Consider the following 23,071-nt stretch of genomic DNA (forward strand, 5'->3'; position numbering starts at 1 on the left):
GTTTAGAACGGTCGAATGAATTCGAGCCTACAAACGGGCGAAATTGATTGCGTTGAAAGATCGGGGCATGTAGGTGCGAATTCATTCGCACTGAATGCTAGCGACCAAACTCCTATAGCCATGCGGCATCCCATAATGGATAGTCCCCGATATTTTTTACTAATCCAGCCCGCAAAGGATTAGCAATCATATAACGCGCAATGCCCTTTATATCTTCTTCCTTGCGTAAAGCATGATCGTAATACGCGCGTTGCCACACCGCGCCGGATCTATTCAAAAATCGATTTACTCCCAGCGCAGACCGGGCTTTAAATGCCTTCATTGTGTCTGATAGCCGCATATTGTCTTGCAAAACAAACAACCAATGCAGATGGTCGGGCATTAGCACCCAGGCAAGTGACGTTAAACGGTTTTCTGATTCGACTCGGCGCATTTCTAGAACAACCAAACGAGCGGTTTGGTAACAATGGAAAAAAGTTTGGCGATTATCTGTAACAGTAGTGATGAAATAAACCTGTCCTGTAATACTTAATCTGCCTTTGCGGAGGTCATCGTATGGCATAGGTATTTGTCTTAAATAGGTCGAATGAATTCGATCCTACAAGGGCTCATTTCCACAATTGCTTGCGTTCCAATTGTTGCATACGTTCGCGGCTGTCTTCTATCGGTGCGTTCCAGTCCTGGCTGTTGCCGATAATGGTAGGTTTTAACAGGATCACCAGTTCCGATTTTAGACCAGTGCCTTGGTTTTCCCGGAAGGCATTGCCCAGATAAGGGATGCGCGAAAGTAGCGAAACCCCTTGCTTGTTTTCCTCGCGGTTTTCCTGCATCAAACCGCCGATCACGATGATTTGGCCGTTTTCGGCATGGACGATGCTGTCCGATTCCCGCACGGTATTTCTGGCCATGGGTAAGCTGTTGTCGTCGCCGTTAATGGAAAACTTTTTGTCGTCCTGTCTGACGCGGGTAATCGAAGGGTGAATATGCAGGGTGATGTTATTGCTATCGCTGATCTGCGGCGTTACATCCAGCGCAATCCCGGAAAAAAACGGTGTCCAGGTAATGTCTTGCGTAACGGTATTGGTGGCGGCCGACAGGCTGTTGTTCGAGGCTATGTCGGTAATGAAGTATTCGTCCTCGCCGACCTTGATCACGGCTTTTTGATTATTCAGCGTGGAGATGCGCGGGCTGGACAGGATATTGGTTTTACCCTGGCCTTCCATCAGTTCGATAAAGGCGTAGAAATCACCGGAGCGTATACCTAAGGTAAACACTTCGGTGGTGCCGGCCACTATCGAAGGTAGCGGATTGCTGGCAGTCAGAAAAGCTTTACTGCCTTCCCGAACAATATTGGCCCAGTTCACGCCATCCTGATGTTTGTCGTCGAGGATGATTTCCAGAATTTTGGCTTCTATCACCACCTGCCGGGCTATCTGGCCTTGAGTGCTCTCCACCAGCTTTTCCACCTCGCGCATTTGCGTGGGATTGGCGCGTACCACCACGATGCCGGTCTGCTTGTTGATCACCACCTTGGAGCCCGTTTTCGGGTTGCTCAGCTCATTGCTCTCGGCATTGCCGTTGCTCGCTGCGTCGATGTCCACTATTGCTGAAAGCGACAATTGCAGCTCTTCCCAAAAGTCGGTTTTTGACGAGGTGGTGATCCAACTGCCTGAAGTGGAGTTACTGTTGCCGTTGGGATTATTGCCGGGGCTGTTATTGTCGTTATTTTGGTTGTAAGTATTATTGCGTCTGGAATTATTATTAATTTGGCCGGACGAGACGCGGGTATTGGAACTGCCTTCGCGCAGTAAATCGATGCGGTCGATTTTGAATATCTTGGTTTGTAAAGTAGCCGGATAGATGATGTAGCCGATGTCGGTTTTGCTGTAGTCGTAACCGTAGACCTTTTGCACCGCGCTAAGTACCTGGGCAATGCTGACGTTTTTCAATTCCAAGGAAATGCGTCCGCTGACATCCGGGTGTACCACCATGTTTTCCTGGCTATCCACCACCAGGCTCATGAAAAACTCCCGAGCGTCGACCTCGTGCACCGACACGTTAAAGGTCGCCGGTCGGCTGGCCAGAGGATCGCCGAGCAGGGTTTGATTAAAATCGGGAATCAATGCGTCCGTCACCGCCGTGGGCGGGGTAGGTGAGGGCGTATTGCTGGGGGCAATGGCGGCTGGAAAGGTTTTGTCCACGTTGGCAGTCTTGACCGCGGCGGTTTCGCTACAGGCCGAGAGCAATAAAGTCAGGCTGGCAGTAACAATTACAAAAGTATTGAGCATTGGGTTCATTTCACCGGTTTTTTAACGGAGGGGACCAAATAAAGTTTTTTGTTGACGCCGTTTTGTCTTATCAACACATAGCCAGGCTTGATCTGTACCAATCGGCTGCCATCCGCCAAGGTTTGGCCGTTGCCGATAGTCACGCCATTGATCGTCGCGCGTCTGCGGGCGGCGGAAATCCAGATAGCGGTCAGGCTGGGAAGCGTTTCGGCGTTGGGCGCGTCCATTGCCTGCGCAGCTGGCAAATTGCCGGGCAAAGTCGGGTCGTGTAATTCCGCTTGCGTGATGCTGGGCATGATTAGGGCCAAAAGGACGAGTGCAAAATAGTTAAACACCGAGTAAATCCTGTTCAAAACTCAAGGTGTATACCTGAATCCGGGTTTCGGCAAGCGGATAGTCTTTTACCTGATAGGCGATGCTGTCCCAATGGATGCGCCAGGGCAGGGCTTCCAGGGCTTTCAAGTAATTCAAGGTGCTGAAGTAATCGCCTTGTAAGGTAATCACCATCGTATGCCTATACACCCAAATCGGTTCTTGTTCATTATTGCCGAAACCGCTGGCCGGCAGGGTTTCCAGTTTGAGCAGTTTCAGGTTGCCGTGTTGTTTGAGCATATCGCGCAGAGCGGTTGCCATGGATTGGGCCGGGACGAATCTCTTGCCGCCTTCACTGAGTTGCTGTTTTAGGCTGTTCACCGCTTGCTGAAGTTGCTTCAGCTGTTGGCGCGCATCGCTATTCACATCTTGCCGGCCCGCTTCTTCAAGTTGCTTGGCGATTTGCTGTTGCGCTGCCAGTTGTTTTTGCAAAGCGCCGATTTCAGCCATAACCAACTGCTGTTGTTTGTTAAGCGGCTGATAGAACAGCGTATCCCAAACGCCCCACAGGGACAGGATAAGGGTACCCGCCACCATCCACTTTTCGCGGCGGCTAAGCCTGGCAAATCGCAGCTGAAACTGTTCAATGTTTGCCGGCATTTTTGGCCTCCTTGTCGTCCTTAAAATTTGCACTCACGCTAAAGTCGCTCAGTTCGGCGGCGTCGGCCGATTGCTGAATGATCAGCTTTGCAAAACGCCGGCTGGTGAACGGTGCGGTGTTTTGCAGGCGTTGTAACAGCAAGGCAATCTGTTCCGGTTTATAGGCGCGGCCTTGCAGACGAATACTGTCGCCGGTGCTTTCGATGTTGATGCCGGTTAGCCAGGCGTTGCTGTCGGCTTGGGCCGCCAATGCCGCCAGATACCCGGAAAATCCTTGGGTTTGGTCGGAGCTATCGTCCGCCAACAGTTCTAACACGTGCGATAAACTTTGGTAGGCAGTTTGGGATTGCTGAATTTCCCGATTCAGCAAGGCATCGACTTGTTGGTTGGGATATTGGTTTTGCAAACTTTGTAAGTGAGTTTGTGCTTGCTGCAGCTGGGATTGCAATTGTTCCCGTTCCGCTTGTCTATCATGCAGGCTACGATTGGCGACGATGCCGACGATCAGCAGATAAACCCCCACGCCGATTACCGCCAGCAGGTAAGGGTTGCGAAGCATGGCGTTGTGCTGTTTGCCGCCGTTTTGGTACAGATTGATTTGCTGGATCATTGGCCGGGTTCCAGCGCTCTGCGTAGGCTGGCACCTATCACCGGTGCGCAAAGGTTTTGGGTGGCGTCGCTCAACAAAATATCGCTATCGACTATCGCCGATAAGTCCATGGCCCGAGCCGTAATCCCGTGGCTCATGGTCAGGAAATTGATGATTTTTTGCGTATCAATCGGCGTTAGTACCACCGCCAGACTGGTGATGGGCGGAATATCGAAAAAATTTTCGACATAATCGAAAGATCGCTGGATTTCCAGGGCCAGGCTGTCCTGCTCGATTGAGTGGGACTCCAGGCCACTATATATGTTGCTGTCGGCAAGTTGTTGATAGCCGCTGCCTATTTTACGGGATAGGTACAGGGCACCGTTTTTTTGAATGATGACGCGGCCATTGTCTTTTTCCAAGTGTAACAAGGCGATGCCTTGCTGGTTTTCCGGCAATAAGGTTGCCAGATTGCGTAAAACGGTTTCCTGAATGTCGATCACTTTGACATGTAAACCGGCTTGTCGGCAATGTTTGCTGAGCGTCGATACCAGGTCTTTGGTACACGCCACTGCTTCCAGCATTTGCGGCGTGTTGGGCCGGTTGGATTTCGGTAAATAGTAATAATCGATTGTGGCTTGATCGACCGGATAATCGAGTAAGTCGGCAATCCGCCAGCCGACTGCTTGTTTAATTTCTTCTGAGTTAACCGCCGGCGCTTCAATGCTGATTGAGCGATAGTGTTCCGGCGCCAGCAGGATATGGCAGTCGTATTCTTCCAGATGGTGGTTTTTAACCAGCGCTTCCAATTGCGGCACTAACTGCAGTTCGCTGCTTGGCACGAATTCGGCATGCAATAAGCGTGGTCGTTCATGTTCCGCATAACGGGTGATGGCTATGGTAAAACCGTTTGCCACGAAGTTGACAGCTACGATGCCGGGCGAGATGCTGGGTTTTCGCAGTAATTTTTGCAGTAAGCGCACTGTGAGCGGTTTCCGGTAGAAAAGGCTATTTGGAATTGCAATTAAAAAAGCGAGGACGTATCGATTCGCTGTTTACGTTTTTTTTGAAAGGCTTACAGCCTAACTTGCAACTAGTACGCGAAGTCTATACCAAAAGACCGGATTTATAGAAATTTGCGCGAATTCTAAGTTCGTGAATTAAATTACTACGAAAAGACTGAGGCGGGACCTTATTAACCCGGCACTTAATATCGTCACTCCCGCGAAAGCGGGAGCCCAGAGTAGGGCCTTGTACCAGCAAGCGTTCGCCAAATTGTTTTTGGCGAACGCATATTTTTGAGCTTAGTTGGCGGTGATAAGCTGTAAATCAGCTGATCCAAACAGAACGGGCTTTAAATGCTTTTTGTAATCGGCTGGCAACTACCTGCCATTGAATATTACGAAAGAACGCATCGACATAATTACCGGCCGCCGCGCCGTAATCCATTTGATAAGAGTGTTCGTACATATCCAGCACCAGGATAGGCAGAGTCGCACTGGGCGCATTGGCATGATCCCACTGCCAATAATTTTCCAGCAGGCCGGTATGCAGGTTTAAACCCAAAACCACCCAGCCGGAACCGCCGCCCAGACCGGCGCCGATGCGCTTAAATTCCTTTTCCCAAGTTTCCACGGAACCGAAAGATTCGCTCAAAGCCTTACCAACCGTTGCATCCGGCTTAGTGCTGCCACCCAGATTGGCAAAATACAGTTCGTGTAGTACCACAGAGCCGGTACGTATTAAATGTTCGCGCTTTAGATCGTTATAGATATAAGGCGGTAGCGTGGAATCTTCCAGGAAACCGGCCAATTTTAGTTTGACCGCATTCAGCGCTTTGACCGAGCCGGCATAATTGTTTTCCCAGTGCGAGCGAATCAGTTTCTCGGATATACCGTCCAACTTCGCGGGATCGAAAGGCAGCGGTTTTATCTCCTGAACCGTATTAAATGCCGACGACAAAACGGTATTGAGGTCCGATTCGGTTTCGGCAAGACTGTTATTGCTCAGGGAAGCCAAGGCGGCACCGGCCGTGGCGGTGGCTAAGAAATCTCTCCGGGTATAGTCGTTCGTCATAAGTTCACTCCATGTTGGCTTAGCCAGGGTTTCAGAAAGGTTAATAACAGCCCGGCTGCACCGCTGCAGGCGATAACCGGTATAACGCCGGCTTTGTAGCGAAACAAAGCCAGAATGGCAGCCAGGCCGATTAGTAGCGCGAAGCTGTCCAACTCGTCGCTAAACCCTCTGGGCCAGAACACGTGATAGGCAAAAAATGCGGCCAGATTCAGAATCACGCCCACCACGGCGGCGGTGATGCCGGTCAGCGGCGCGGTGAATTTCAAATTGTTGTGAGTCGATTCCACCAGCGGTCCACCGGCCAAGATGAACAGAAAACTGGGCAGGAAGGTGAAATAAGTCACCACAGTTGCCGCTACCGCACCCGCCAGAAACAGATGCTCGCTACCGAACAGTGCCTGGCTCCAGCCGGCGACGAAGCCGACGAAAGTGACAACCATGATCAGCGGACCGGGTGTGGTTTCGCCTAAGGCCAAGCCGTCGATCATTTGCGTCGGAGTCAACCAATGGTAATGTTCGACCGCACCTTGATACACATAAGGCAATACCGCATAGGCGCCGCCGAACGTGAGTAGGGCGGCTTTGGTGAAGAACCAGCTCATCTGTGTCAGTGCGCCGTCCCAGCCGTATTTGGCGCAAAGCCAGCCGATAACGCCACCCCATAAGCCTAGGCCAATTAGTGCCAGATTCACCAGTTTTTTGGCATTGAAGCGGGCGTGCTCCGGTGTCGGGGTATTGTCGTCTATCAACGCCGGGCCGAAATGCTGGTTGGATTTACCGTGACCGCCGCCCAAATTGAAGTATTTGGGTGCCAGTTTGCCGCCAATGGCGCCGAGCACGCCCGCCACCAGCACGATGAGCGGAAATGGGGCATGTAATACAAAAATAGCCAGAAATGCTAGCGCTGCCATCGCCCATAGCCAAGCATTCTTCAAAGCCCTCGAGCCGATCCGATAAGCGGCAAACAGCACAATCGCGGTCACGGCGGGTTTGATGCCATATAGTACGCCGGCCACCGCTGGTAAATGCCCGTAAGCCATATAAATCCAGCTTAAGCCGATCAAAATCAACAAGGAGGGCAATACAAACAAACCTCCGGCCATGATACCGCCCCAACTGCGATGCATCAGCCAACCGATGTAGGTGGCCAGTTGTTGCGCTTCCGGGCCGGGCAGCAGCATGCAGTAATTTAAGGCATGCAGGTAACGGCGTTCGGAGATCCAGCGTTTATTTTCCACCAGGTCCTGATGCATGATGGCAATCTGCCCGGCGGGACCGCCGAAGCTGATGAAACCCAATTTCAGCCAATACCAAAAAGCCTGTTTCAAACTCACGGACGGCGGTGGGGTGCTGAGGGCTTGATTGTCGTTCATAAGTCTGTTCCTGAAAAAGCTTGGTAAAAAGCGTCGAAAATCTTTTCGGCTTCGGACAGCAAATCATCGTCGTCGCTCCAGGTTTGCCTCATGCCGGCGATTAAAGCCTCCAGCCCGGCTGCTTCCGGAACGGCGATGCCGCCAACATCCAGATAGTGGACGATGGCGCCGATTCTATTCAATCCAGCGTTTTGGGCCAGGCCGAAACTGGCTTGCAATACTTCGTAGGTGACTTTGGCGTCGATATGGGTAAATGCGGCTCCGTCGAAATCAAAACCCAGTGTATTGGCTGGGCAATCGGCGATGTTGGCTAGCCATATAAAACGTGCCTCGTTGTCGATAAAGCGGCGGATCAACCAGGCACTAGCCAAGCGGTCTATTTTAGGTCGATGCCGGCTGGCCCAGGTCCGGCCTTGGTAGTCGTCACGATTCAGCAATTTGATAGACCGTTTTGCGGCGCGCGGTTCATCGGGACAAAGCGTATCGTGCAGTATGTATTCCAACTGCTCTAATGCTGATGCGGCCTGGTCACGTGCCGCACCCGGAAAAAAATCCAAACTTACCAACGCTTCGAAATCCTTGCGTAATCGGTTTAATTGCTTTTGTAGTTTGCCGATATCTTGGTGGTCGTGGTCGAATTGCTCTATGTTCGATAACAGGTTTGCGTAGTCGGCTGACCGGTCGAACAGGGATTCGAAGGTCTTTTGTTGTATTTCATCCGTGCCATCAATCTGCAATATATGCGCAGTACCGCCCCCAGCCGCAACCTCGTCGCTGTAATACCGCAATGACAGAAGAAAGTCCGGTCGATTCGGTAACAAATACACCCCGTCGCGCAAGACCGCGCAACCCAAGGCCTTTAATCCGCGCCAGATACGCATCCTGCCGCTGGCGTTTTGGGTGGGGAGGCTGGCAATCAAGATTACCCAGGGCTTTGAATTCATATGTTCGTATATTGTAAATATGTAGAATACTCTACATAAATTGTCATTTTGAAGTCAAATTAAATCCATTTTTCAAAGAAATTTTTTTGCTTGACGCCAACTTGCGCAAGTTGGCGCTTTTTATGCTAGAAATCCAGTGAGGTTTATTAGTCAACTAATTGACATTAATAAGAAAAATTTTGCAACTAAGCGTTTTAAAACTCGCCACGAAACAGGTATCGGACTATTATTAAGGACGTTTCCGGGATTGCATTTGCGGCCTGGTTCGCAGTAAGGAATTAAAAATCTGTTAAGCGATGAATGCTTGAATAGAAAACCGATTTGCTATAGCCGATTGTAAATCTTGACGGTAATTTTGGCCGCTGCCGGCAGATAGCTTAGACCGAGCGGGTTGGACAAGCTTCTAAGGCTTTGTTCGCCGAGCTCATATTGCCAACTTTGGAACAGGAGGAAATCATGAAAGCCCATGATTTTTCGTTTCTAAAGCAGTTCAAACCAATCTCCGCCTTTATCGGCGGCTTGCTAGCTATTTGTACGCTAAATGTGCTTGCGGACCCACCGCCACCGGAAAGCTTAGATGCGCCTTCCACGTTGATTCTGACCCCTTCGGATCAAGCGCTGACAGCCGATGCCACTGATAGCTCGAACCTTTTGTTAAGTAATACCGGGCGCGGCACGGCAAACCTTAAACCGACTGAAAAACGCAAAAGCCGGCCGGTGAACTTGGGTTGCGGTGTCGATGTGAATCAATTCGCCAGTGAAGACAACTCGCTGTCTAGTCGATTTGTCGGGGCGTGTGATTTGAAGCTGCGCTACTGAAATTGTGTATTTGTCGGTCGGGCGAGGCCAGGTCTGTAGTTTAATTTTTACGCCTGGAGATGCGCTTAGCCGACCAAATGTTGGATTTGCTGACTGGTTATCGCGACGGTATTTAACTTGCGGATTTGCGGTTCGATGCCGTCGAAATTGCCGCGAAACTCCATCAGGCGCAGCTCGGCTTCAACATCGGCTACTTCCAATAGGTTTTTCAGCAGCTTATCCTGCATTTCTCGCAAGCCGCGCTGCCGGCCGAAATAACCTTCCAGGCATTCGCCCACCAGCATGAATGCCGCCGCAAACACCGTCAATACTGCAAACGCCAGTACCAACTTTGGGATGCCCTGGGTCAAGGCCGCTATCAATGCTCCGGCCGACAAGGTGGCGATGGTGCTGCCGATCAGACGCAAGCGCACCGAACCTCGCAAACGCGCGCTCAGCAAATTATAAATACTCAAACACTCCTGCTTGACCAGACCCTTGGTGCTCATGGCTAAATCGACCAGCAACTGCGATTGCGACGCGCTGTCTTGCCCCAATAATTTTCCGGGCTTGAGGGTTTCGGTGTAACCGGGATGTTTCGCGCAAATTTGATCCAGCAGTTCCGGTCTTAACCTGCTCAGCAGATTGACCAGAGCCTGGATATCAAGAGCGATTGAGTCAAGCATGCATATCTCCGCCGGGGCGTGTAAATGGACAATGGGCTCAATAATAACCGGGCTTGGCTATTGCGGGCACTGTTTTTTCGGCATTCCGCAAGTTTAGGAGAATTGGCGCAAAAACCAAGGAGATAAGCTTTGTTAAAGCAAGTGACCTTGATGTTGGGTGAATTTAGAGCGATGAAATGTCTTAATTGATCGGCGTTTCGTTGGATCGAAAACGAGATCACTCCGGCTACGCCAGGCATTGTGCTGCCTGGCGTGTTGGTTTGAAAAGGCTTTTGTGTGCCTAGCGGCAATCGAATTGCTTGGGCCAATCCCGGTAATTAAACACCTGACCTTCCTGACGGACGGTAGCCACGGCCGCCAAATCCAGGTCGGCGTAAACCCATTGCGCTTGGTTATACTCACCTATCGCCAGAATACCGTTGTTCGGAAAGCCCCTGTCCACCGGCGTGTAAATCGCCGCGGCTCCGCAATTGACGTCCACCGCTTCCGACCAATCGGCGTTGCCAACTAACGATGCTTGTACGACATAGCATTGATTTTCCAAAGCACGGGCTTGGCAACCGATACGCACCCGGTAATAACCGGCTTCGGTATCGGTGCAACTCGGCACTAAAATCAAGGTCGCGCCGCGTTCGGTTTGTTGGCGGGCGTAATGCGGAAACTCGCTGTCGTAACATATGTTGATCGCCACTTTACCGAATACCGTGTCGAACAACTTAATATCCAAGCCCCGCGAGATATGCCATTGCTCGTTCTCGAAACGAGTCATGGTCAGTTTTTCCTGATAATCCATATCGCCTTGAGGCGTAAAGAAATATGCATGATTTCGGAATTCGCCGTTGTCGTGTTTGACAGGGTAAGTGCCGGCCTGGATGTAAACCCGGTATTCCGCAGCCAGGGTTTTGAATAGACCCAAATAACTAGGCAGCAAGGTTTGCAAGGCATCCAACTGGCCGTTCAACGATGAATAAACTTCCTTCGGAAACAACGACGCCAACTCCATGCAGGCGTATTCCGGGAACAGCAGGATGTCGGCTTTGTTGTCGGCAGCTTCTTTCACCCAGCGGCGGGCCTTGGCTGCAAAGTTTTCCCAGGTTTCCAGGAAGCTGATGTCGTATTGGGCGCTGGCGATTTTAGGCACGGTCTTCTCTCAACCAAAAAGTCATGGGTTTGGCGGTTTCTTCGACGTCGTCGAGATCCTTCCAGGTGTAAGTGGTTTTCAGCTCGGGATGTTTGAAGTAGCCCCGCTTGTTCCAAAACGCATCCAGCGGCACGTAATCGGCCGGGCGGCGCGGATGATCGACTGGGCGCTCGACACAGCAGAAAGTAATGTGTTTGAAACCGCCTAAGTCGTCGGCATGGGCTTCGCGTTGTTCGAAAAAACGCACGCCAATGCCCAGGCCGCGATAAGCCTTGTTCAACACCGATTCGCCGCAATAAAACACCTCATCCGGGTTGTAGCCGTTTTCGACAAACGGTTTTTTAACTTCGTCGGTTTCGTATTTCAACGGAATCGCGGTAGATGCGCCGATAATCGCATCGCCGTCGAAAGCCAACACGATGACGCTTTCCGGACAGTTGATATAGGTTTGCAGGTATTTTTTCTCGTACTCGTAATCGCCGTCGTACAAGTACGGAAAATCACGGAACACTTCGATGCGCAGGCGCGCCAGTTCCGGAATGTATTGAATCAAGGCTTCGCCGCTGAGGCGCTGGATGCGGATGTCTTTGCTCATGCTGGTTTGCGGTTGAATTAAAACAAATTGTCAGTCGCCAACGTCAAGGCGATAGCGGCATATTGTATTGCACGCGGTGGCGGATTGCCTATGGCAAAGGTTTACGAATCTGTTCGCGAGTTTCAATCGTAGGCTGGGTAGAGTGAAGCGAAACCCAGCGTGAATTTGGCTTCTCTCCAATGGAGCACTAACTATTTCTTACTTGTTTTAGGCGATACCAAGCAGACGCTTGAGTTTCGAAATTTTGGAAGGCAACATTTGGTCCTGGTCGCAATTTCTCAAAGTTTATAATTGCTCTGCTGATCAAATTGATAGCAGCCTCTTCCAAATCGAACTCTATCGCTTCTCCGGACATCAGGTGTTTCAATTCATTCCGTGGTGCATTCATTAAATCTGCGAATTCTTTGGAATTCCCACGATCACCAAAGACTGTCTCAGATAGCTCGCAACTATCGTTTATATCTTCTTCAAGCGCGTTGGTTCCTCCCAATTTTTTGACCAACTTGCCTAATATTTCCTCAGCAGCCCCAGCAAGGGTGAGTGCGGGAATTGGATTACGGGCAATGAACATTTCTATAGCAACGAGAAGTTGACGCTCTGCAATTTCAAACTTAGTTATTCGCTGTTCGATCATTGGGCCGATGTAGACAACAATATTTACGAAATCATTTTTATTCGTTCCCGTCGCGCATCCATCGGATTCTGGCTTAAAGGCCGGTAAATCTCGACACGATCATCAGCACTAAGGATCTTATCCAAACCGCAAACCACCCCAAAAATCCCGACCTTCTGCTGACTCAAATCTATTTCTGGAAACTCCCGCAAAATACCGGAAGCAGCTATCGCCTGCTCGACGGTGGAATTCGCCATTAAGCTAACAGGAATATACAGTTGCCGCTCCGGCGTGGCGTAAGCCACTTCCACCGCGATCAACTCATCCGCCATACAAAGCTTTGGCGCGTTGAGTAAACGAGCTGACCATGGTGTTACAGATTTGATTGAACACCGGCCCGAAGGCCAAATTGGCCAGCATGCCGGAGATTTCGAACTCAAGGTCCAGCGAGATTTTGCTGGCGTCCTCGCGCAAAGGCATGAAGCTCCAGAAGCCTTCCAGGGAAGAAAACGGCCCGTCCAGCAGGCTGATCTGGATTCTGCCGCCTTGATCGACTTTATTGCGGGTGGTGAAGGATTTATGAAAGCCGGCCTTGGCTATGTCGATTTGGCCCTCGACGATGTTGCCTTCACGTTTCAATATTTTGCTGCCCGAACACCAGGGTAAAAATTTGGGATACGACTCGATGTCGTCCACCAGATCAAACATCTGCTTAGCCGAGAATTTAACCAAGGCGCTTTTTTGGACAACCGTGATCATTACAGCACCCCGAGCACATGCAGGAACACAAGGAATACCGCTGCCGGCGCCACGTATTTGATCAGAAATTGCCAAGCTTGAAAGCCTTGTGCGGGCAGTTCCAATTCCTGCTCGGCATGGGCTTGTTTCATCATCCAACCGGCAAACACGGCAATGCACAAACCGCCCAAGGGCAGCATCAGGTTGGCGGTCAGGTAATCCAGCAGTTCGAACAGATTTTTATCGAAGATTTTGAAACCGGACCAGACATTAAAGGAAAACACCACGGCTACACCCAAGCCCCAGCATGCTGTGCCGGACCAAACGCAGGCTTTTTGCCTATCGATATTTTTGTTTTCCACCAGCCAGGCTACGGCCGGCTCAATCAAGGAAATTGACGAGGTGAGCGCGGCGAAAAACAACAACACAAAAAACAGCACGCCGAATAACCAGCCACCGCTCATGTGCCCAAAGGCCAACGGCAGGGTTTGAAAAATCAGACCAGGACCGACAGCCACTTCCAGATTGTTCGCAAATACCAAGGGGAAAATAGCTATACCGGCCAACAGGGCGACAGCCGTGTCGGCGCCGGCAATAAAAAACGTGGTTTTGGCGATGGAGACATGGCCGGGCAGGTAAGAGCCGTAAACCATGATCGCGCCCATGCCCAAGCTTAAAGTAAAGAAGGCGTGACCCATGGCGGTGAGCACCGCATCGGCGGTGATTTTGCTGAAATCGGGGCTGAATAAAAAGTGGATGCCTTGCGCGTAAGAGCCGGATGCCATCGCGTAAGCCACTAAAATGATCAGTATTACAAACAAGGCTGGCATCAAAAAGCGTACAGCTTTTTCAAGGCCGCCTTTGATGCCGCGCATGACCACTTGCATAGTAATGGCCATGAACACTGTGTGCCAGAAAATTTGTTGGATCGGGCTGGCCATTAAATTATCGAACATTTGCTTCACTTCGGCGCCGTCGGTGCCGAAGAAGCTGCCGAAAAAGGCTTTAAAGATATAAGCCATCGACCAGCCGGCAATCACGCTATAGTAGGCCAGGATTAAAAAACCGGCGATCATGCCCATCCAGCCCAAATAGCCCCAGCGCGGGTCGACTTGGGCTTCCGCCGCCAGGGTTTGCATGGTGTTTATCGGGCTTTGCCGACCGCGCCGGCCCAGCATAATTTCCGCAATCATGATGGGTATGCCGATAGCGGCCACGCAGAGTAAATACACCATCACAAAGGCACCACCACCATTTTGGCCGGTGATGTAAGGAAATTTCCAGATATTACCCAAACCGACCGCCGAACCGGTGGCGGCCAGAATAAAGGCGAAGCGGGAGGACCATTCGCCGTGGATGGATGGGGTTTTATCTGTCATGTTGGGGAGCCCTGTGTGTTTTTATATCGTTATTTAACGGGTGTGTGAGTAAAATATCAAAATTCACGTTTTCAGTCAGTTTAAAAAATCTTCGCTACAGAATGGCAGCCAAAAAATCCAAGAAGGACAACAAAGCCACCGATAACACCATTGCGGTTAATCGTCAGGCCTCCCACGAGTACACCATAGACGAGACTTTCGAAGCCGGTTTGGTATTGGAGGGCTGGGAAGTAAAAAGCTTGCGCGACGGCCGGATTCAGCTAAAGGAAAGCTATGTCGAGATCAGGCGCGGCGAGGCCTGGCTAAGTGGGGCGCACGTGTCGGCTTTGTTGTCGGCGTCTACCCACGTCAATCCCGACGCGGTGCGCAAGAAAAAATTGTTGCTGCATAGACGTGAATTGAACAAGCTGATCGGCTCGGTGGAACGCAAGGGCTATACCTTGATTCCGTTATCGATGTACTGGATCAAGGGCCGCGCCAAGTTGAAAATCGGTCTGGCGAAAGGTAAAAAACTGCACGACAAACGCGCCGCGTCCAAAGACAAAGATTGGCAGCGCGACAGAGCGCGCATCATGAAGCACGGTTAATCTTCATGTCTCCGCATCCCAATTTATTGGACGCCGACAACAGCGTCTTGCTGGTGGTGGATATTCAAGGGCGTTTGTCTTCGGCGATGCCGGCTACAGACTTGCAGCAAATGCTCACGTACGGTCAGCGCTTGTTGCAAGCCGCCGGGTTGTTGGATGTGCCGGTGCTGTTGACCGAACAGTATCCGCAAGGGCTTGGGCCTACTCAACCGGAGATTAGCGAGTGTTTGCCTGGTAATGCCCTGGTCTTCAGTAAAACCGGTTTTTCGTGTTGTGCCGCGGACGGCTTCAACAAGGCCCTGGCTGATACTGGGCGGAAGCAAGTGGTGGTGATAGGCCAGGAAGCGCATGTCTGCGTGCTGCAAACCGCGCTCGAGTTGTTAAGTGAAAATTATCAAGTTCATGTGTTGGCTGACGCGGTTTGCTCGCGTCGAGTCGAACATAAAAATATTGCCTTGCAGCGCATGCAGCAGCAAGGCGTCACGTTGAGCTGTCACGAATCGGTGTTGTTCGAATGGTTGCGGGATGCTCGGCATGGCCATTTCAAAACTATTTCAGCGCTTTTGCGTTAATGTCACGGGGGTTTAATGCTACGGAAGGGATGGAACGCGGTAATGCTTGGATTACTGCTGATGCAAGGATGTGCCGAGCCGCTGCCGCAGTTGCATACTTTTAGCGGTTTTGCACAAGGGACTACGTACCATATTAGCTATTGGGCCCCGCAAGCAGTGGATGAGGCGCAGATCACCGCTGAAGTTGAAAAGGTTTTAGTGGATTTGGATAAAGCTTTGTCCAATTACCGACCCGACTCGATAATCGAACAGTTCAATGCCAGTACCTCGACGGATGGTCAGCGAGTCGGTGAGGAAATCGTGGCTTTGGTTAAAATTGCTCAGAACGTTAGTGCCTTGAGTCAGGGGTGCTACGATTTGACCATAAGACCCTTATTCGAGCTGTGGGGCTTTATGGGTGACGACTTGACTGTTCCCGACGATGCAACTCTACAGGCGGCTTTGGCGAATGTCGGTATGGACAAGTTGCAACTGGTGGACGATAGCCACATGTTGAAAAAACTGCCGAATTTGCGTGTCGATGTGTCGTCGATAGCTCAGGGTTACAGTGTAGAGAAAATCAGTAATACGCTACAGGCTATGGGTATCCAAAACTATTTGGTGGAAATTGGCGGCGAGCTGAAAGCGCTGGGTAGTAAACCGGACGGCAAGGCTTGGCGAATTGCAGTCGAAAAACCGCTGCCCGGCGAGCAAAAAATGCATAAGGTCGTGACGTTGCCGAAAGACAGCCCTATGTCGGTCATGACTTCCGGCACGTATCGGCATTATTTCGACGTCAAGGGCAAACGTTACAGCCACATTCTCGATGCCCGCAACGGCAAACCGGTGACGCACGATTTGGTCGCGGTCAGCGTGTTTAACGAGAGCCCGACTATCGCCGACGCCTGGTCTACCGCTTTATTATGCCTGGGGCAGGAAGAGGGGATGAAACTCGCCGATGCCGAGAAATTGCAGGTGATGTTTATCCAGCAGCAAGGCACCGAGTTTTTGGAAAGCAAGACTAGAGCCTTGACCATGTCCACCCTGGTGACGATTAACTAAGCTTAGTTCTATCGTGGTAGTATCCGCGCAAAACAGAATCGGGGGAGATTTTATGTGGGGTCTAAACGATCACTTAACGTTCGCCGTGCATGGCGGCGGCGATAACGGTGGGGGAGTTGCCGGCGGCGTGGAGAGCTTGTTGTCCTTCCTGGAAGTGTTGGTGCGGCAATCTCCGTCGGAAAGTCTGGATAGTTTGTTGCCGGGCATCGCCGCGTTACAAAATGTCCATCCTTTGCTGGTACATTTTCCGATTGCGTTGTTGACTTTGTTCTTCACCCTGGACTTGATCGGCAGCTTGGCGAACCGCTCGGAGTGGCGGCAGATAGCCGGCGCGTTTTTGTATCTGGGTACCGTATTTGCCGCGTTGACCGTGGCGGCCGGCTTGGCGGCGGCTGGGAGTGTGGCGCATGGTGGTGACGTCCACGAGATCATGGAACATCATGAGCATCTGGGTATTTCTGTATTGAGTCTGGCTGCGCTGCTCTCAGCGTGGCGCTTGTTGAATAAAGGGCTGATAGCCGGACCGGCTAACACGCTGTACTTGTTGCTGGCGGCGATTATATCCGGGTTACTGGCGTTTACTGCCGATCTGGGCGGCCTGATGGTCTATAAACATGGCGTGTCGGTACACGCTGCGGAGCAGTTTAATCAAGCGGCGGCGCGCGCCCATGAACACGAAGGTGCTGTTCAGGATAGTTTGCCGGCAACGCATGAAGACGCAGAAGTCGACGATTTGAAACCGGAAGATAGTCATCACGATGATGCAGCGCATGGCGTTGCCGGTCATCATCACGACCATCATCATGCGCATTGACGCCCGCCTGAAGAGCCGCCGGACAAAGGCTGACCAGGGTCAGCCTTTTTTTATTGGTCCGGACATGACATATCGGATAGCTGTGTTATCCTACGCCGCCATTTTTTGTGAGGCTTTAGATGCGTACCCGCGTTAAAATTTGCGGCTTTACCCACGTGGAAGATGCGCTTTGTGCAGCTAATTTGGGTGTCGATGCGATTGGTTTGGTGTTTTATCCGCCTAGTCCAAGAAACGTAAGCATCGAACAGGCCGCAAGCATCAGTAGAGCATTGCCAGCCTTTGTTAACGTGGTAGCCTTGTTCGTCGATGCCGCGCCGGCGTTGATCCGGGAAGTATTGAATAAAGTAAGGGTGGATTGCCTGCAATTTCATGGCGATGAACCCGCCGAGGATTGCCGGATTTACGATAAATCGTACATCAAAGCCATTCGCATGCAAGCGGATACGGACGTAGTTGCGCTGCAACAGCAATACCACGATGCGGCCGGCTTACTGTTGGACGCTTATCATCCGGGCGTGCAAGGCGGCAGCGGTAGCGGTTTTGACTGGGATTTAATTCCGACGACCCGCAGTTTACCGATAATTCTCGCGGGCGGATTGACGCCGGAAAATGCCGGGGAAGCGATTAAAGCTGTAAAACCGTATGCACTGGATGTGAGCAGCGGTGTTGAGGCCGGGAAAGGCATCAAGGATGCGGCGAAAATGGCTGCGTTTATAAGAAAAACTAATCAAGCGACTTGAGAACTATGACAGAAAGATACGATATGCCGGATGCCCGGGGCCATTTCGGGCCTTACGGCGGTATTTTTGTGGCGGAAACGCTGATGCCGGCCATTACCGAATTGAACGAAGCCTACCAGCGCTACATGCAGGATCCTGAGTTTATTGCCGAACTGGATGCCGATCTTCGAGACTATGTCGGCCGGCCATCGCCGCTATATCATGCGGAGCGCTGGAGCCGCGATTTGGGCGGTGCGCAGATTTATCTGAAGCGCGAAGATCTTAATCATACCGGCGCGCATAAAGTTAACAACACTGTCGGTCAAGCCCTGCTGGCCAAGCGCATGGGCAAGACCCGCATCATCGCCGAAACCGGCGCCGGTCAGCACGGTGTAGCCACTGCGACAGTCGCCGCGCGCTTGGGTTTGGAGTGTGTCGTGTACATGGGCGCTGTGGACGTGGCCCGCCAATCCTTGAATGTCTATCGAATGAAGTTGTTGGGTGCCACCGTGGTGCCTGTGCAATCAGGGTCTAAAACCCTGAAAGACGCATTGAACGAAGCTCTGCGGGATTGGGTGACCAATATCGATAACACTTTTTATATTATCGGCACCGTGGCTGGTCCGCATCCTTACCCCGCCATGGTTCGGGATTTTCAGGCAGTGATTGGCCGCGAAGCCCGTCAACAATGCCTAGATCAAACCGGCCGCTTGCCCGACGTGCTGCTGGCCTGCGTGGGTGGCGGTTCCAATGCCATCGGCTTGTTTTATCCGTTTATCGACGACAAGTCTGTGAAAATGATCGGCGTCGAAGCGGCCGGTGACGGCGTAGAAACCGGCCGCCATTCCGCACCGCTATGCGCCGGCCGTCCTGGCGTATTGCACGGTAATCGCACGTACTTGATGGCTGACGACGACGGCGAAATCATCGAAACTCACTCCATCTCCGCCGGCCTGGATTATCCCGGCGTTGGCCCTGAGCACGCGTGGCTGAAAGACACCGGGCGCGCTCAGTATGTGAACATTACCGACGACGAAGCGATGGCGGGTTTTCATGCCTTAACCCGCATGGAAGGTATTATCCCGGCGCTGGAATCCAGCCATGCGATGGCTTACGCGATGAAACTGGCGCCCACCATGCGCCAGGATCAAATCATAGTTATTAATCTGTCCGGACGCGGCGATAAAGACATGCAGACCATTATGCAACGCGAGGGCATCAGTTTATGAGCCGTTTAGCCAACAAATTTGCCGAATTAAAAGCCTCGGGCCGTAAAGCCTTGATACCGTTTATTACCGCCGGCGATCCGTATCCGGAATTTACCGTACCTTTGTTGCACGAAATGGTGGCGGCAGGTGCCGACGTGATCGAACTGGGTGTGCCTTTTTCCGATCCGATGGCCGACGGTCCCGTGATACAACGCGCCAGCGAGCGGGCTTTATCGCACCATGTCGGCTTGCGAAAAGTATTGAGCATGGCCATGGAGTTTCGGAAAACCGATCAGGACACCCCGTTGGTGTTGATGGGTTATTTAAATCCCATAGAAATCATGGGTTACGAAGACTTTGCCAATGCCGCGCAACGCGCCGATGTGGATGGTGTGTTGACCGTGGATTTGCCGCCGGAAGAATCCGAGGCTTGTGTGCGCATGCTGCGTGAGCGCGGAATCGACCAGATCTTTTTACTGGCCCCTAATACCACTGCCGAACGGATTCAGAAAATGGATGCGGTGGGCAGTGGATACTTGTACTACGTGTCCTTGAAAGGCGTCACCGGTGCCGGGCATTTGGATACCGCCGATGTTGAACAAAAATTGCAATTGATTCGCGAAAATACCGCTTTGCCGGTTGGTGTTGGTTTTGGCGTGAAAGACGCCGACACCGCGAAAACTATCGCCGCTATTGCAGACGGTGTCGTGGTGGGTAGCGCGCTGATCAGTAAAATAGAAGCAAATCTCGATGATCCTCAGCAAGCCAAGCATGAGATCATCACCCTATTGAAATCCATGCGCGCAGCCATGGATGTTTAAGCTTTCCAGCGGAGACTACACCGAATGAGTTGGTTTGAAAAACTGGTTCCCTCTGCCATTAGAACCGAATCCTCGCAGAAAAAAACCACCGTGCCGGAAGGCTTGTGGAATAAATGTCCGCGCTGCGATGCGATTTTGTTTAATGCCGAGTTAGAGAAAAACTTAAGCGTTTGTCCGAAATGCGATCACCATTTGCGCATTTCGGCGCGCAAACGCCTGAATATGTTTTTGGATGAGGATGGCCGTCAAGAAATCGGCGCCGGATTAAAACCCAGCGATCCTCTGAAATTCAAGGACAGCAAACGTTATAAAGACCGGATCAGTCAGGCGCAAAAACAAAGCAACGAGAACGATGCATTGGTGGTGATGAAAGGTACGCTGAAAGGCGCCGGTATTGTCGCTGCGGCGTTTGATTTTGGTTTCATGGGCGGCTCGATGGGTTCGGTGGTTGGCGAGCGTTTCGTGCGCGGCGTAAACGAAAGTTTGCGTTTGGGTGTGCCGTTCATCGTCTTTACTGCCAGCGGCGGCGCCAGAATGCAGGAGTCTTTGTTCTCGCTGTTTCAAATGACCAAAACCAGCGCAGCCTTAACCAAACTGGCCGAAGCTGGAATTCCGTATATTTCCTTCATGACTGACCCGACCATGGGCGGTGTTTCCGCTAGTCTGGCGATGTTGGGCGATATTAACGTGGCCGAACCCGATGCCTTGATCGGTTTTGCCGGCCCGCGAGTCATCGAGCAAACCGTGCGGGAAAAGTTGCCGGAAGGTTTTCAGCGCAGCGAATTTCTGCAGGAACACGGGGCCATAGACATGATCGTTGATCGCCGTGAGATGCGCGATAAAATTGCCAGCATTCTGGCTATTATGTGTGCCGGGCGCAGCAGCAATAATGCCGACGTGGTGGAAGTCATTCCTAACAGTGAGTCTTTAATCAATCAGGGTGAAAGCGATAATCCGCAGCATCAGGAATAAACACGGTCGAAATGACACGTTTTGATTCGCTGCAAGCCTGGTTGGACTGGCAGGAGAAACTACATCCTCGGCCTATTGATTTAGGATTGGGACGGGTTGCCGGCGTATATCGGCAGCTTAATCCCGAGCAAAAAAAGCCGCTGACCATCACAGTTGCCGGCACCAACGGCAAGGGTTCCTGCGTAGCTTTTTTGGAAGCGATCTACCGTGCCGCGGGCTACCGGATTGGCGCTTACACTTCGCCGCATATTTTGCGTTATAACGAACGCATCCGTATCGACGGCGAACCCGTTGCCGACGCGTTGATTTGCGAAGCGTTTAGCCGTATCGAAGATGCGCGCGGCGAGACTAGTTTGAGTTATTTCGAGTTTGGCACGCTAGCGGCATTGAGTATTTTTGCCGACGCGGATCTGGATATACAACTTCTGGAAGTCGGTCTCGGAGGCAGGCTTGATGCGGTGAATATTGTCGATCCCGATGCAGCCATCGTAACAACGATAGCGCTTGATCATGTGGATTGGCTCGGTCACACCGAAGAAGCCATCGGCCGGGAAAAAGCCGGCATCTTTAGGCCGGGCGTGGCGGCGATAATCGGTGATCAGCACGGGCCTCGCTCGGTACTCGATGTGGCTGAGCAAGTGGGGGCCATCGCGCTGCAAATGGGTAGCGCATTCACGTATCAAAAACGGTTGGACGACTGGGAATGGCGGTCTGCGGATACGCAAATCAGTGGCTTGCCGCCGCCGGCGTTCAAGGGCGAGCACCAATATCGAAACGCTTCGGCGGTGATAATGGCTATAAAAGCTCTACAGTCTCTATTAGCGGTCGGTGACGATGCGATTCGGCAAGGCTTGCAAAGCGCCCAGTTATCCGGGCGTTTTCAGTTGATTGCCGGCTCGCCGCGAATTTTGCTTGACGTGGGGCATAACCCGCAAGCTGTACAAACATTAATCGACTATTTGCACGAATACTTCCCCGAAGTCAGAATACACGCAGTTTTTGCAATGATGCGGGATAAAGATATTGCCGGCGTATTGAATATGATGCGCGACAAAGTGACAACGTGGTATTTAGCGCCGCTGGTTAATCCTCGCGCTGCTAGTGCGGATATGTTAGAAACCATCTTTCAGCAACAAGGCCTGGACAATGTCCGTAGCGGTTTTGCCGATTTTACCGAGGCATTTCACGCTGCTCGGCAAACTGCCCGGCAAGACGAATTGCTTTTGATTTTTGGTTCTTTTTTTCTAGTATCCGAATATTTATCGAAATTTTCTTAGAGGTGATCAGAATGGATCAAGAGTTAAAGCAGCGATTGATTGGTGCGGCGGTCATTACCGCGTTGGCGGCGATTTTCGTGCCGATGTTATTTGACGACCCGATCGACGAAACCGGCAAAAGCATCAACGAATTGAAAATTCCCGAGCTGCCTGCCAAGGCTCAGGATGTGGAAATCATGCCTCTACCGGAAAAAGTTGAAGAGGTAGCGGAAATTCTGCCGGCGGCGAATGCGCCCAAACAACCTGTGAAAGTGCTGGAAGAGGGTGAATCGGAAGCCGAGTTGGAAGCGCCCAAGCCGCAAGTTAAATTGTCCGCCAAGGACACCGCGCCGGTGCAACGTAATCTGCCGGCCGCCAAATCCGCTGCGCCGGCGGCGGCTGTCGCGCAACTCGACGAGGAACCTGCCGAAGCGGAAGATGTGCCGCCGGTAGTGCTCGGCAAACCCAGCAAATCGCCAGCGCCCGCCGTACAGCCTTTACAAGCGGTGAGTCCAAGCCCGAAAGTGCTCAAACCGGTTAATAAATTACCTGAACCCAAAGCAGAGGTAGCCGCAACTCCCGCTCCGGCACCGGCCGTAACGCCGGCCAGCAAAGCGCCGCTGGCAGCTGCCGAGGACAGCAATCGTTGGTATTTGCAAGTGGGTACGTTCAGTCAAAAACCCAACGCAGTCAGTTTGCAGGATAATCTGAAGCAACAAGGGTTCGCAGCATCGGTCAGAGAGGTTGCCAGTGATAAAGGTACTGTGTTTAAAGTACGCATAGGCCCTATCGTCGATAAAGCCAAGGCCCAGGCCGTGAAGGCAAAGTTGGCGCAAATTAACGTCAACAGCTTTGTTTCGGCGGACGAATAACCATTTGCCAACGTCGT

General features: G+C 51.7%; 27 protein-coding genes. 11 read left to right on the forward strand and 16 right to left on the reverse strand.

Annotated elements, in window-relative coordinates; genetic code table 11:
- Positions 1-112: 112 nt before the first annotated feature.
- From NP589_RS10060 to NP589_RS10100, 9 genes are all read right to left on the reverse strand, one after another.
- Entirely contained in the window at positions 113-562 is a 450-nt protein-coding gene (locus tag NP589_RS10060) for an REP-associated tyrosine transposase (RefSeq protein WP_256606860.1), read from the reverse strand.
- Between the two features lie 46 nt (positions 563-608).
- Positions 609-2,297, reverse strand: a complete 1,689-nt coding sequence (gene mshL / locus NP589_RS10065) for a pilus (MSHA type) biogenesis protein MshL (protein ID WP_256606861.1) — start codon at positions 2,295-2,297, stop codon at positions 609-611.
- Entirely contained in the window at positions 2,294-2,584 is a 291-nt protein-coding gene (locus tag NP589_RS10070) for a general secretion pathway protein GspB (RefSeq protein WP_256606862.1), read from the reverse strand. The genes mshL and NP589_RS10070 overlap by 4 nt, the downstream gene beginning before the upstream one ends.
- Before the next feature lie 31 nt (positions 2,585-2,615).
- On the reverse strand, positions 2,616-3,260 hold the full coding sequence (locus NP589_RS10075) for a type II secretion system protein M (RefSeq protein WP_256606863.1): 645 nt from the start codon (positions 3,258-3,260) through the stop codon (positions 2,616-2,618).
- Positions 3,244-3,870 carry a PilN domain-containing protein gene (locus NP589_RS10080; RefSeq protein ID WP_256606864.1) on the reverse strand — a complete coding sequence of 209 codons (627 nt, stop codon included), beginning with the start codon at positions 3,868-3,870 and terminating at the stop codon, positions 3,244-3,246. Before NP589_RS10080 ends, NP589_RS10075 begins: the two co-directional genes overlap by 17 nt.
- The gene (pilM, locus tag NP589_RS10085; RefSeq protein WP_256606865.1) at positions 3,867-4,832 is read right to left on the reverse strand and encodes a pilus assembly protein PilM; all 966 of its coding nucleotides are present in this window, start codon (positions 4,830-4,832) and stop codon (positions 3,867-3,869) included. The genes NP589_RS10080 and pilM overlap by 4 nt, the downstream gene beginning before the upstream one ends.
- Before the next feature lie 346 nt (positions 4,833-5,178).
- Complete coding sequence (locus tag NP589_RS10090; protein ID WP_256606866.1) at positions 5,179-5,925, reverse strand: superoxide dismutase; 747 nt, start codon at positions 5,923-5,925, stop codon at positions 5,179-5,181.
- Positions 5,922-7,298, reverse strand: coding sequence for a chromate efflux transporter (gene chrA, locus NP589_RS10095; RefSeq protein ID WP_256606867.1), 1,377 nt, complete (start codon positions 7,296-7,298; stop codon positions 5,922-5,924). Before chrA ends, NP589_RS10090 begins: the two co-directional genes overlap by 4 nt.
- Positions 7,295-8,242 (reverse strand): chromate resistance protein ChrB domain-containing protein, encoded by a 948-nt coding sequence (locus tag NP589_RS10100; protein WP_256606868.1) that lies wholly within the window; start codon positions 8,240-8,242, stop codon positions 7,295-7,297. Before NP589_RS10100 ends, chrA begins: the two co-directional genes overlap by 4 nt.
- 456 nt (positions 8,243-8,698) lie before the next feature.
- On the opposite strand from NP589_RS10100, the gene NP589_RS10105 reads away from it, so the two are divergent.
- The gene (locus tag NP589_RS10105; RefSeq protein WP_256606869.1) at positions 8,699-9,061 is read left to right on the forward strand and encodes a hypothetical protein; all 363 of its coding nucleotides are present in this window, start codon (positions 8,699-8,701) and stop codon (positions 9,059-9,061) included.
- Between the two features lie 65 nt (positions 9,062-9,126).
- Here NP589_RS10105 and NP589_RS10110 read toward each other — a convergent pair whose 3' ends face one another.
- The 7 genes from NP589_RS10110 to NP589_RS10140 form a co-directional block, all read right to left on the reverse strand.
- Complete coding sequence (locus NP589_RS10110; protein ID WP_256606870.1) at positions 9,127-9,726, reverse strand: hypothetical protein; 600 nt, start codon at positions 9,724-9,726, stop codon at positions 9,127-9,129.
- Between the two features lie 280 nt (positions 9,727-10,006).
- Positions 10,007-10,867, reverse strand: a complete 861-nt coding sequence (locus tag NP589_RS10115) for a carbon-nitrogen hydrolase family protein (protein WP_256606871.1) — start codon at positions 10,865-10,867, stop codon at positions 10,007-10,009.
- Positions 10,860-11,462, reverse strand: a complete 603-nt coding sequence (locus NP589_RS10120) for a GNAT family N-acetyltransferase (RefSeq protein WP_256606872.1) — start codon at positions 11,460-11,462, stop codon at positions 10,860-10,862. Before NP589_RS10120 ends, NP589_RS10115 begins: the two co-directional genes overlap by 8 nt.
- Positions 11,463-11,649: 187 nt before the next feature.
- On the reverse strand, positions 11,650-12,096 hold the full coding sequence (locus NP589_RS10125) for a hypothetical protein (protein ID WP_256606873.1): 447 nt from the start codon (positions 12,094-12,096) through the stop codon (positions 11,650-11,652).
- A 23-nt stretch (positions 12,097-12,119) separates the two neighbouring features.
- Positions 12,120-12,392 carry an RnfH family protein gene (locus NP589_RS10130; protein ID WP_256606896.1) on the reverse strand — a complete coding sequence of 91 codons (273 nt, stop codon included), beginning with the start codon at positions 12,390-12,392 and terminating at the stop codon, positions 12,120-12,122.
- Between the two features lie 4 nt (positions 12,393-12,396).
- Entirely contained in the window at positions 12,397-12,834 is a 438-nt protein-coding gene (locus tag NP589_RS10135) for a type II toxin-antitoxin system RatA family toxin (RefSeq protein ID WP_026600617.1), read from the reverse strand.
- Positions 12,834-14,192, reverse strand: a complete 1,359-nt coding sequence (locus NP589_RS10140; RefSeq protein WP_256606874.1) for a sodium-dependent transporter — start codon at positions 14,190-14,192, stop codon at positions 12,834-12,836. Before NP589_RS10140 ends, NP589_RS10135 begins: the two co-directional genes overlap by 1 nt.
- A 101-nt stretch (positions 14,193-14,293) precedes the next feature.
- Here NP589_RS10140 and smpB point away from each other — a divergent pair, with 101 nt between their 5' ends.
- The 10 genes from smpB to NP589_RS10190 all read left to right on the forward strand — a co-directional run bounded on the left by smpB (position 14,294) and on the right by NP589_RS10190 (position 23,054).
- A complete protein-coding gene (smpB, locus tag NP589_RS10145) occupies positions 14,294-14,779 on the forward strand; it encodes an SsrA-binding protein SmpB (protein ID WP_020481594.1) in 486 nt (161 codons plus the stop codon).
- A 5-nt stretch (positions 14,780-14,784) separates the two neighbouring features.
- Positions 14,785-15,351 (forward strand): hydrolase, encoded by a 567-nt coding sequence (locus NP589_RS10150; RefSeq protein WP_256606875.1) that lies wholly within the window; start codon positions 14,785-14,787, stop codon positions 15,349-15,351.
- A gap of 42 nt (positions 15,352-15,393) precedes the next feature.
- Positions 15,394-16,392 carry an FAD:protein FMN transferase gene (locus NP589_RS10155; RefSeq protein WP_256606876.1) on the forward strand — a complete coding sequence of 333 codons (999 nt, stop codon included), beginning with the start codon at positions 15,394-15,396 and terminating at the stop codon, positions 16,390-16,392.
- 52 nt (positions 16,393-16,444) lie between these two features.
- On the forward strand, positions 16,445-17,206 hold the full coding sequence (locus NP589_RS10160) for a DUF2231 domain-containing protein (RefSeq protein ID WP_256606877.1): 762 nt from the start codon (positions 16,445-16,447) through the stop codon (positions 17,204-17,206).
- A 119-nt stretch (positions 17,207-17,325) separates the two neighbouring features.
- Entirely contained in the window at positions 17,326-17,946 is a 621-nt protein-coding gene (locus NP589_RS10165; protein ID WP_256606878.1) for a phosphoribosylanthranilate isomerase, read from the forward strand.
- A 5-nt stretch (positions 17,947-17,951) separates the two neighbouring features.
- Positions 17,952-19,154 carry a tryptophan synthase subunit beta gene (gene trpB, locus NP589_RS10170; RefSeq protein ID WP_064010840.1) on the forward strand — a complete coding sequence of 401 codons (1,203 nt, stop codon included), beginning with the start codon at positions 17,952-17,954 and terminating at the stop codon, positions 19,152-19,154.
- Positions 19,151-19,954, forward strand: coding sequence for a tryptophan synthase subunit alpha (gene trpA, locus NP589_RS10175; protein WP_064010839.1), 804 nt, complete (start codon positions 19,151-19,153; stop codon positions 19,952-19,954). Before trpB ends, trpA begins: the two co-directional genes overlap by 4 nt.
- A 24-nt stretch (positions 19,955-19,978) precedes the next feature.
- Positions 19,979-20,926 carry an acetyl-CoA carboxylase, carboxyltransferase subunit beta gene (gene accD, locus NP589_RS10180; protein ID WP_256606879.1) on the forward strand — a complete coding sequence of 316 codons (948 nt, stop codon included), beginning with the start codon at positions 19,979-19,981 and terminating at the stop codon, positions 20,924-20,926.
- A gap of 11 nt (positions 20,927-20,937) precedes the next feature.
- Complete coding sequence (gene folC, locus NP589_RS10185) at positions 20,938-22,203, forward strand: bifunctional tetrahydrofolate synthase/dihydrofolate synthase (RefSeq protein ID WP_256606880.1); 1,266 nt, start codon at positions 20,938-20,940, stop codon at positions 22,201-22,203.
- 11 nt (positions 22,204-22,214) lie between these two features.
- Positions 22,215-23,054, forward strand: coding sequence for an SPOR domain-containing protein (locus tag NP589_RS10190; RefSeq protein ID WP_256606881.1), 840 nt, complete (start codon positions 22,215-22,217; stop codon positions 23,052-23,054).
- The last annotated feature ends 17 nt before the right edge of the window (positions 23,055-23,071 follow it).

This window comes from Methylomonas rosea, from assembly GCF_024505055.1.
GTDB lineage: Bacteria > Pseudomonadota > Gammaproteobacteria > Methylococcales > Methylomonadaceae > Methylomonas > Methylomonas rosea.